Source organism: Frankia sp. R43 (genome assembly GCF_001306465.1).
Lineage (GTDB): Bacteria > Actinomycetota > Actinomycetes > Frankiales > Frankiaceae > Parafrankia > Parafrankia irregularis.
In genome coordinates, this window is record NZ_LFCW01000004.1 from 99,857 (window position 1) to 108,357 (window position 8,501).

7 protein-coding genes are annotated in these 8,501 nt (G+C 74.9%); 1 reads left to right on the forward strand and 6 read right to left on the reverse strand.

Going from position 1 to position 8,501, the window contains the following annotated elements; translation table 11 throughout:
• The first annotated feature begins 82 nt into the window (after positions 1-82).
• Positions 83-481, forward strand: coding sequence for a BlaI/MecI/CopY family transcriptional regulator (locus ACG83_RS17945; protein ID WP_198955445.1), 399 nt, complete (start codon positions 83-85; stop codon positions 479-481).
• 22 nt (positions 482-503) lie between these two features.
• On the opposite strand, the gene ACG83_RS17950 is transcribed toward ACG83_RS17945, so the two are convergent.
• The 6 genes from ACG83_RS17950 to ACG83_RS17975 form a co-directional block, all read right to left on the reverse strand.
• On the reverse strand, positions 504-1,592 hold the full coding sequence (locus ACG83_RS17950) for an iron chelate uptake ABC transporter family permease subunit (RefSeq protein WP_235497989.1): 1,089 nt from the start codon (positions 1,590-1,592) through the stop codon (positions 504-506).
• Positions 1,589-2,635: an iron ABC transporter permease gene (locus ACG83_RS17955; RefSeq protein ID WP_054567873.1), complete on the reverse strand. Its 1,047-nt coding sequence runs from the start codon at positions 2,633-2,635 to the stop codon at positions 1,589-1,591. The genes ACG83_RS17950 and ACG83_RS17955 overlap by 4 nt, the downstream gene beginning before the upstream one ends.
• Positions 2,625-4,589, reverse strand: coding sequence for an ABC transporter ATP-binding protein (locus ACG83_RS17960; protein ID WP_083473417.1), 1,965 nt, complete (start codon positions 4,587-4,589; stop codon positions 2,625-2,627). Before ACG83_RS17960 ends, ACG83_RS17955 begins: the two co-directional genes overlap by 11 nt.
• 107 nt (positions 4,590-4,696) lie before the next feature.
• Positions 4,697-6,442 carry an ABC transporter ATP-binding protein gene (locus ACG83_RS17965; RefSeq protein WP_235497991.1) on the reverse strand — a complete coding sequence of 582 codons (1,746 nt, stop codon included), beginning with the start codon at positions 6,440-6,442 and terminating at the stop codon, positions 4,697-4,699.
• Positions 6,439-7,440: a TauD/TfdA family dioxygenase gene (locus ACG83_RS17970; protein WP_083473418.1), complete on the reverse strand. Its 1,002-nt coding sequence runs from the start codon at positions 7,438-7,440 to the stop codon at positions 6,439-6,441. The genes ACG83_RS17965 and ACG83_RS17970 overlap by 4 nt, the downstream gene beginning before the upstream one ends.
• A 17-nt stretch (positions 7,441-7,457) precedes the next feature.
• Positions 7,458-8,501: an ABC transporter substrate-binding protein gene (locus ACG83_RS17975; RefSeq protein WP_054567389.1), complete on the reverse strand. Its 1,044-nt coding sequence runs from the start codon at positions 8,499-8,501 to the stop codon at positions 7,458-7,460.

The window sequence follows — 8,501 nt, forward strand, 5'->3', positions numbered from 1 at the left end:
ACCGACGGCCGACAGCTTCTTTGCCCGGCCGCAACCGTGCGGACGTGGAAAACTACGATGATCGGCGCGACCCGCGGAGGTGATGACCATGATGATGGCCGGCGACCGGCGTGCCCCGGGCGACCTGGAGCGCACCGTCATGGAGACCCTCCGCTCGGCCGCCCGGCCGCTGACACCGCGTGAGGTGCAGAACCTGCTCGGCGGAGACCTCGCCTACACGACGGTGCTCACCATCCTCACCCGGCTGTACGACAAGGGCCTGCTGGATCGGCAGCGGGCGGGGCGGGCGCACGCCTACAGCCCCGTCACCGACGAGGCCGGCATGACCGTCCGGCGGCTCCACCAGGTGCTGGACGAGGCACCGGGCCGGGAGATCGTGCTGGCCCGGTTCCTCGGTTCGCTCTCCCGTCGGGACGGCCAGCTCGTGCGGGAGATGCTTCGCGAGCTCGACGCCCGCCAGGCACCCGACGAGGGCGCCTGACGGTTCGGCGGGCCGGGTCCTGTCAGGCCCGGCCGCCCGACCGCAGCTCGCGGCTGAGCAGCCAGATCAGGTAGACCCCGCCGATCGCGCCGGTGCTGAGCCCGACCGGCATCTGGATCGGGTGGAGCAGCCGCTGCCCGGCGAGGTCGGCACTCGTCACGATCAGCGCGCCCATGAGGGCGGCCGGCAGGAACACCGGAGCCCCGGTGCCCACCAGCCGGCGGGTGATCTGCGGCGCGGCCAGCGCGACGAAGGCGATCGGGCCGGCCGCAGCGGTGGCGACGGCGGTCAGCGCCACCCCGCACACGACCAGGCAGAGCCGCACCCGCTCGACCCCGATGCCCAGCGAGAGCGCCAGGTCGTCACCCAGCTCCATGACGGCGAGCCGCCGGGAGAGCAGCAGCGCGACCGGGAGCAGGACGGCGAGCGCGGCCCACAGCGGCCCGACGTAGTCCCAGCCACGGCCGTTCACGCTGCCCACCAGCCAGCGCTGGGCGTCCTGGGCGTCCTCGAGCGCGGCCCGGCTGAGCAGGAACGAGTTGGCGGACTCCGCGACGGCCGACACCCCGAGGCCGACCAGGATCAGCCGGTTTCCCTGCACGCCGCGACGGTAGGCGAGCGCGTACACCACCAGTGCCGCGACCAGCCCGCCGAGCAGGGCCCCGGCCGGGACGCCGACCGGGCTGTCCGGGAAGACCAGGATGACCAGGAGCGCACCGGTCGCCGAGCAGGTGGTGAACCCGATGACGTCGGGGCTGCCCAGCGGGTTGCGGGCCAGGCTCTGGAAGATCCCGCCGGACACCGCGAGGGCCGCGCCCACTCCGATCGCGACCAGCAGCCGGGGCATCCGGAAACGATGCACGACGGTCTCCAGCCCTCGTGGGCCGTCACCGAACACCGTGCGGACGACCTGGGCAGGTGACGCCGGGTAGTCGCCGGTCAGCAGCAGCCACAGGGATGCCAGGAGCAACAGGGCGGCCAGCACGGCCCCGACGACCACGGTCCGTGGGCGCACCCGGGCCGAGACCCGCCCGTCCAGGATCCGCAGCACCCGCCCCGGGAGCGGTGACCCGTCCGGTCGGACGGCCGGCGCCGCCACCGGCCCGGTCACAGGGCCACCATCCGGCGGCGGCACAGGAAGACGAACACCGGGGCACCGAGGAACGCCGTGACGATCCCGACCTCGAGCTCGCCCGGAGCGACCAGCACCCGGCCGGTCACATCGGCGAGCAGCACGAGCAGCGGGGCGAGGACGGCGGAGTAGGGCATCACCCAACGGTTGTCCGGCCCGGTGATCAACCGGGCCATGTGCGGCACGGCGAGCCCGACGAAGCCGATCGGCCCGGCGATCGCCGTCGCGCCGCCGCACAGCAGCGTCACCGCGAGCGCGCCGCGCAGCCGGACGCTGCCGGCCCGGACCCCGAGCGCCCGGCCGGCGTCCTCGCCCAGCGCGAGCGCGTTGAGACCTCGGCCCAGCCCGGCCGCGAGCACCACCCCCACCAGGATGAACGGCCCGAGCTGCCACACCAGGTCCAGCCCGCGGCCGGCGAGCGACCCGACCACCCAGAATCGCCAGCGGTCGAACGTCTGCCCGTCGATGATCAGGATCGAGCCGACGAACGCACTGAGAGCGGCGCTGACCGCGGCGCCGGCCAGCACCATCCGGTCCGGCGAGGTCACCCGGCCCAGCGAGCCCAGCAGGTAGACCAGCGTGGACGTCGCCGCCGCGCCACCGAGAGCGAACCAGACGTACCCGGTGGGCGAGGTGACCCCCAGCAGGGCGATCGCGACGACCACGGCCATCGCGGCGCCCATGTCCACGCCGAGCAGGCCCGGGTCGGCCAGCGGATTGCGGGTCAGCGCCTGCATGAGCGCGCCGGCGAGCCCCAGCGCCATCCCGACGCCGACACCGAGGATCGTGCGGGGCAGCCGCAGCTCCCGCACGATGTAGGCGTCCTCGCTGCCGTCGTCGTGGCCCAGCGCGCTCCAGACGGTGCTCAGGTCGATGTGCCGGGCCCCGACGGTGAGGCTGAGCAGGACCGCCCCGCCCAACGCCAGCACCGCCACGACCAGCCCGAGGCCGCGCGCATCCGGGCGGGCCCGGGTCGTCCGGGCCGCCCCCGTCGCCCCGGCGACCACCGCCTCAACTGCCATCTGCTCCACCCCGCTCCGCCGGCGTGCCGGCCTCGGCCCCAACCTGCCCGTCGACCCCGTCGACCCCGTCGACCCGGCCGACCCCGCCGCCCTCCGCGGGCGTCGGCCCTCCGCCACCACCGTCCGCCGCGGTGGGCGCGCCAGCGCCGTCAGCCGCGGTGGGCCCGTCGCCGATCCGGGTGGCCGACCACGTCCGCCACAGCCGCGCGTACCGGCCGGCGGTGGCGACCAGTTCGTCGTGCGTCCCACGTTCGACGATCTGGCCGTCGTCGACGACGAGAATCAGGTCGGCCGCCGCGGCCTGGCTGAGGCGGTGCGCGACGACGATCGAGGTCCGGCCGCGCAGCACCCGGCGCGCCGCGGCGTCCAACAGGCGCGCGCCGCTGCTGCCTGCCTCCGCCGTCGCCTCGTCGAGGATGGCCACCGCGGGATCGACCAGCGCCAGCCGGGCCAGCGCCAGGTGCTGGGCCCGGGCCGGGTCCAGCTCGAGCCCGCCGTCGCCGACGACGGTGTCGAGTCCGTCCGGCAGGCCGCGGACCCAGTCGGCGATCCCGGCGGTGCCCAGCGCTGCCCACAGCTGCTCGGTGCCGGCCCGGGGAGCGGCGAGGAGCAGGTCATCGGCGAGGGTGCCGGCGAACACGTGGACCTCCTGGGTGACCAGCGCGATCGCGGCCCGGCGCCGCGCCGGGTCCAGCTCCGCCATCGGCACACCGCCGACCCGGACCACCCCGCCGGTAGGAACGTGCACGCCCGCCACCAGCTTGGCGAGCGTCGTCTTGCCACCCCCGCTGGTGCCGACCAGCGCGACCGAGCCACCCGCCGGGATGTCGAAGCTCACCCCGCGCAGCACCTCCTGCTCTGGCCGGTAGGAGAACCTCAGCTCGCGCACCGTCACCGCGCCGTCAGCCGGGCCCGGCGCCGCGACCGGCCGCGGTGGCCCGGGCAGCTCGATCACGCCGACGAGCCGGGCGAGGCTCGCGGTCGCGGACTGCAGGGTGTCCAGGAGGAACAGCACCGAGTTGACCGGGCCGAAGACGGCGGCGAAGTACAGTGCCGCGGCGCTCGCCGCGCCGATGGTCACCTCGCCGGCGTCGACCAGCAGGTATCCCGTCACCAGCACGGCGGCCAGGCCAGCCGCCTCGGCGATGTTGAGCCGGCCGAAGAAGCGGGTCTGCAGGCGGGTGACCGTGACCACCGCCGCGACGGTGCGGTCGACTCGGCTCGCGACCCGGGCGAGATGGTCGTCGGCGAGCCCGAACGCCCGCACGGTGCGCATCCCGCCGATCGTCTCCAGCAGCTGCTGCTGCTCACCTCCGGACGCCCGGCGGCGCTCCCCGTACACCGGGCCGGAGCGCCGCAGGTACCAGCGCGCGGTGGCGGCCTGTATCGGCACACAGACCAGCGCCGCGGCGGCGAAACGCCAGTCGAGGGCGGTGAGGCCGACCAGGGTCAGCGCGAGGGTCAGCGCCGACTGCGCGAACTCCGGCACCGGTCCCCGGACGGCCTCGCTGATCATCGCGATGTCCTCGGTGATCCGGGAGGAGAGGTCACCCGAGCCGCCACGCTCGACGCGTTCCAGCGGCAGGTCGAGGGCCCGGTCGACGAACGCCTCCCGGATCGTCGCCAGCACCTGCTCGCCCAGCCGGGCCACCGCCGTGAGCCCGCAGAAGGCCAGCAGGCCCTGTGCCACGGCCGCGACGACCAGCGCCAGCACCGGCCCGTCGACGCCGGCGGAGTCCCCGGCGGCGGCCCGGTCGACGACGCGGCCGAGCAGCGGCGCGGTGAGCAGACCGCAACCGGCAGCGGCGAACAGGCAGACCGCCGCGAGCACCGCCCGGCGCCGGTGCGCACCCAGCAGCGCCCGCACCGCCGTGCGGGTGGCCCGGGCATCCGCCACCGGCAGCAGCTCCGCCGGCGCCTGCCCCCCTGCCGCTCCGGTCGCGCCCGGTGCCATCGGCCCGTCGACCGGCCTGCCGGCCGGCCGCGCCACGGGCTCTCGCACCGGCACGGGCTCGGATGCCGGCACCGGCACTGGCACCGCGGCATCGTCCACGGGCGCGCTCACGCCAGCACCGCCTCTCGGTAGCCTGCGCTGGAACGTGCCAGGACGTCGTGGGCACCGGTGGCGGTGACACGGCCGTTCTCGACCAGGACGACCCGGTCGGCCGCGGTGAGCAGGGCCGGGCTGCTGGTGACGATCAGCGTGGTGCGCCCGGCCCGCAGCTCCCGCAGCCCGGCGGCGATCTCCAACTCCGTGACGGTGTCCACGGCCGTCGTCGGCTCGTGCAGCACCAGCACCGGTGGGTCGGCGTGCAGCGCCCGTGCGAGCGCGACCCGCTGGCGCTGCCCGCCGGACAGGGATCTCCCCCGCTCGGCGACCGCTCCGTCGAGGCCGCCGGGCAGCGCCGCCGCCACCTGGTCGGCGCGGGCGGCGCGGGCCGCGCGGGTGACGTCGCCAGGCCGGCCGGCGGCGATGTTCTCCCGCAGGCTGCCCTCGAACAGGTTGCCGTCATGCGGCGGCACGAGCATCGTCCGGCGAACCGCCGCCGGCGCGAGCGCGCCCAGTGGCGTCCCGTCGAGCAGGATGTGGCCCGCTTCCGGCTCGGCCTCCCCGGCCAGGCAGCGCACCAGCGTGGTGGCGGCGGCCGGGTCGGTGGTGACGACGCAGACGAGCCCGCCCGCCGCGACGGTGAGATCGACACCGTCGAGCCCGGGCCCGCGCACCCCCGACAGGACGATCTTCTCGCGGGCCGGGCGCGGAGCGGGGAGATCGCCGTCGCCATCGCCCGCCGGGACGCGACTGTCGCCCTCGCCGGCCGGGTCTGGGACGCGGCCCGCCGCGTCGAGCATGCGGCCCTCGTCGTCGAGCAGCGCGCCGACCCGGGCCGCCGATGCCCGTCCGGCGGCCAGCGCCGCGATGATCTCCCCGAAGGTCGTCAGCGGAGTCAGCAGGAACTGGGCGAGACCGACCGCGGACACAAGCTCACCGATGGTGATCTCGCCTTTGGCGGCGAGCCGGCCGCCGACCAGCGCGACGAGCGCGAGGAACAAGCCGGTCAGGGCGGTCAGCGCGCTGGTGTGCCCCGCCTCGGCCCGGGTGGTCGGCAGGGTCGCGGCCAGCGACGCGCGGCTGACGTCCCGGTACCGGGCACGGCCCGCCGTCTCCACTCCGAGCCCCTTGAGCACGCGGATGCCCCGGATCAGGTCGACGGCGACACCGGCCGCGTGCGCGGCACGGTCCTGCTGCTGCTCGGCCCGCCGTTCCAGCGGCACCGCCAGCCAGCGCGCCGCCGCCAGCAGGACGGGTGTGCCCACCAGCACGAGCAGCCCGAGCGGCACGGACACGATCACCAGAGCGGCACCGGCGACGACCGCGCCCACCATCGCGGCGACGCCGTGCGGGAGCAGGAAGTTCACCATCGTCATCCGCCGGACGTCCGCCGTGGCGATGCTCACCAGCGCCCCGGCGGGCAGGTCGGAGGCGCCTGCCGTGCCCCGGTCGTCGAGGAGCCGCTCCGTGACGGCGAGCCGGAACGCCCGGTCGGCCCGCACTCCCGCGAACAGCGCGACCCGCATCCCGGACCGCCAGCACAGCGAGAGGAAGGCGAAGTCCGCCATGAGCACACCGAGCCAGAGCAGCAGGCTCGGTGCGTCCCCGGCGGCGGTCGCCCGGTCGATGATCACACCGATGAGCACCGGTACGAGCGCCTCGCCGGCCTGGTAGCCGACGAACAGCGCCGCGGCGGCCAGGATCCGCCCACCGTGCGCCCGCATCGACCGGCGCAGCGTCCTCGTACCCGTGGTCACCGGGCCGCGCCCGGGTCCGACGACTCCGAGCGCCCCGACAGCTCCGAGGGCTCGGCCATCGCGACGGCGATGCGGCGCGGACCGGTGTAGGGCTCACGGCCGTGCGCGACAGCCATGTTGTCGACGACGAGCAGGTCGTCCTCCTGGTAGTCGAAGCGGACGGACACCGCGCGGTAGCACGCCCGCAGATGCTCGACGACCTCGTCGGGGATGACGCCGCCGTCCCCGTAGCGGGAGTTGTTCGGCAGCCCGTCAGGCCCGTAGGCGTCGAGGAGCACCTCGCGGACGTCCGCCGGCAGGCTGCTCTCGTGAAAGATCACCACATGGTTGAACCACAGCGGCAGCCCGGTGACGGGATGGCGGTGCACGGCGCGGCGCACGGCGGTGGTGCGCAGGCCGTCCGTGCCGGTCCAGGTGGGGGTCAGGCCACCACGGGCGCACTGCCGTTCGACCTCCTGGCGGCTGTCCGTGCCGAAGGCGGTCCGCCACCGCAGACCGACGTCCTCGCCATAGGTGCGGACCGCCATCCACCCGCGCCGGACGAACTCGGCGCAGACGTCCGGGTCGATCAGCTCGTGCACCGCACCGACGTGCGCCAGCGGGGTGGCGCCCTGGGTCAGGGGTGGGCGCACGCAGTGGAAGAACAGGGTCAGCGGCCAGACCGCCTGGTAGGACATCTCGTTGTGCAGCGGGATCTCGGCGGTGGGCGGGTAGTCCGTCGAGGTGTAGACGTTGCCCTTGATCACACTGCGCGGCGAGGACTGCTCGGTGTAGGCGAGCGGCTCGTCGGCGAGCGCGCGGACGGCTGCCGCCAGACCGTCGGCGCCGCCGACGTCGAAACCGCGCAGCAGGATGGCCCCGCTCGCGGCGAGCCGCGCACGCAGCCGGGCCCGGTCACGGTGCAGCAGGTCCGTGACAGGCCCGGCGCCCTCGACGACCAGCAGCGGCCCGGCGGGCGCCGCCGGCTCCGTGGATGTCAGCGCCTCAGTGGATGTCATGCGGTCGGCCAAGGCGGTCAGGCCTTGCCCGCCGCCGCGACCAGCTTCGGCACGATCTGCTCCAGCGCGTAGGGGATGCTCAGCGTGGAGGGGAACGCCATCGACAGCGCGGTCTCGACCTCCAGCGGCACGTAGGCACCGCGCTTCACCGCCGGCAGGGCCTGGAACAGCCGGTCCGACTCGACCTGGGTGCGCTCGTCGTCGTCGCGGAACGAGAACAGCACGATGTCGGCGTCGAGCAGGTCGGTGCGCTCCTGGGACACGACCGCCCGGCCCGCGGGCCCGGCCTGCTCCAGGTCCTTGACCTTCGACGACAGCGTCAGGCCGAGACTCGACAGGAACTGGGCCGAGGCGTCGGTCGGCAGGATGATCGTGGCCAGCTGGCCCTCGCCGTTGAGCAGGCTGAAGCTGAATGTCTTCCCCGCCAGCGCCGCGCTGTTCTTCTCCTTCGCCGTGGCGATGCCCGCCTCGACCTCCGTCACCAGCCCGCTGGCGGCCTCCGACTTCCCGAGCGCCTTGCCGATGCGGGTCACCCGGGTCTGCCAGGTGTCCTCGGCGACGTCCGTCTCGTAGGACAGCGTCGGCGCGATCGCCGTCAGGTTCGCGAAGTCGTCGGCGAGGCTGTAGCTGTCGGTGGCGAGGATCAGGTCCGGGGTCAGCGCCGCGATGCGCTCGAAGGGCAGGTTGTCCTCGTAGCTGAGCTGCTCCGGCGCCTTCGCGCTGCCGAGCTTCGCCTCGACCCAGGGCGGCAGGCCGGAGTCGAAGTTCGTCGCCGGGGTGACCGCGACCGGCACGACCCCGAGGGACACCGCCTCGTCGATGTCACGCATGAACCCGACGGTGACGATCCGCTCCGGACGGGCCGGCAGGACGGTGTCCCCCTCCGCGCCCTTGATCGTCAGCGGGAAGCCCGCGCCCGCGCCGGCCGAGCCGCCGGTCACGGGATCGCCGTCGTCACCGCAGCCGGCCAGCCCGACCGCCACCGCGCCGGCCGACAGGGACAGCAGGAACGACCTGCGCGAGAGCGGGCCGCCGGGGAGGCGCTCGATCGAGTTCTTCAT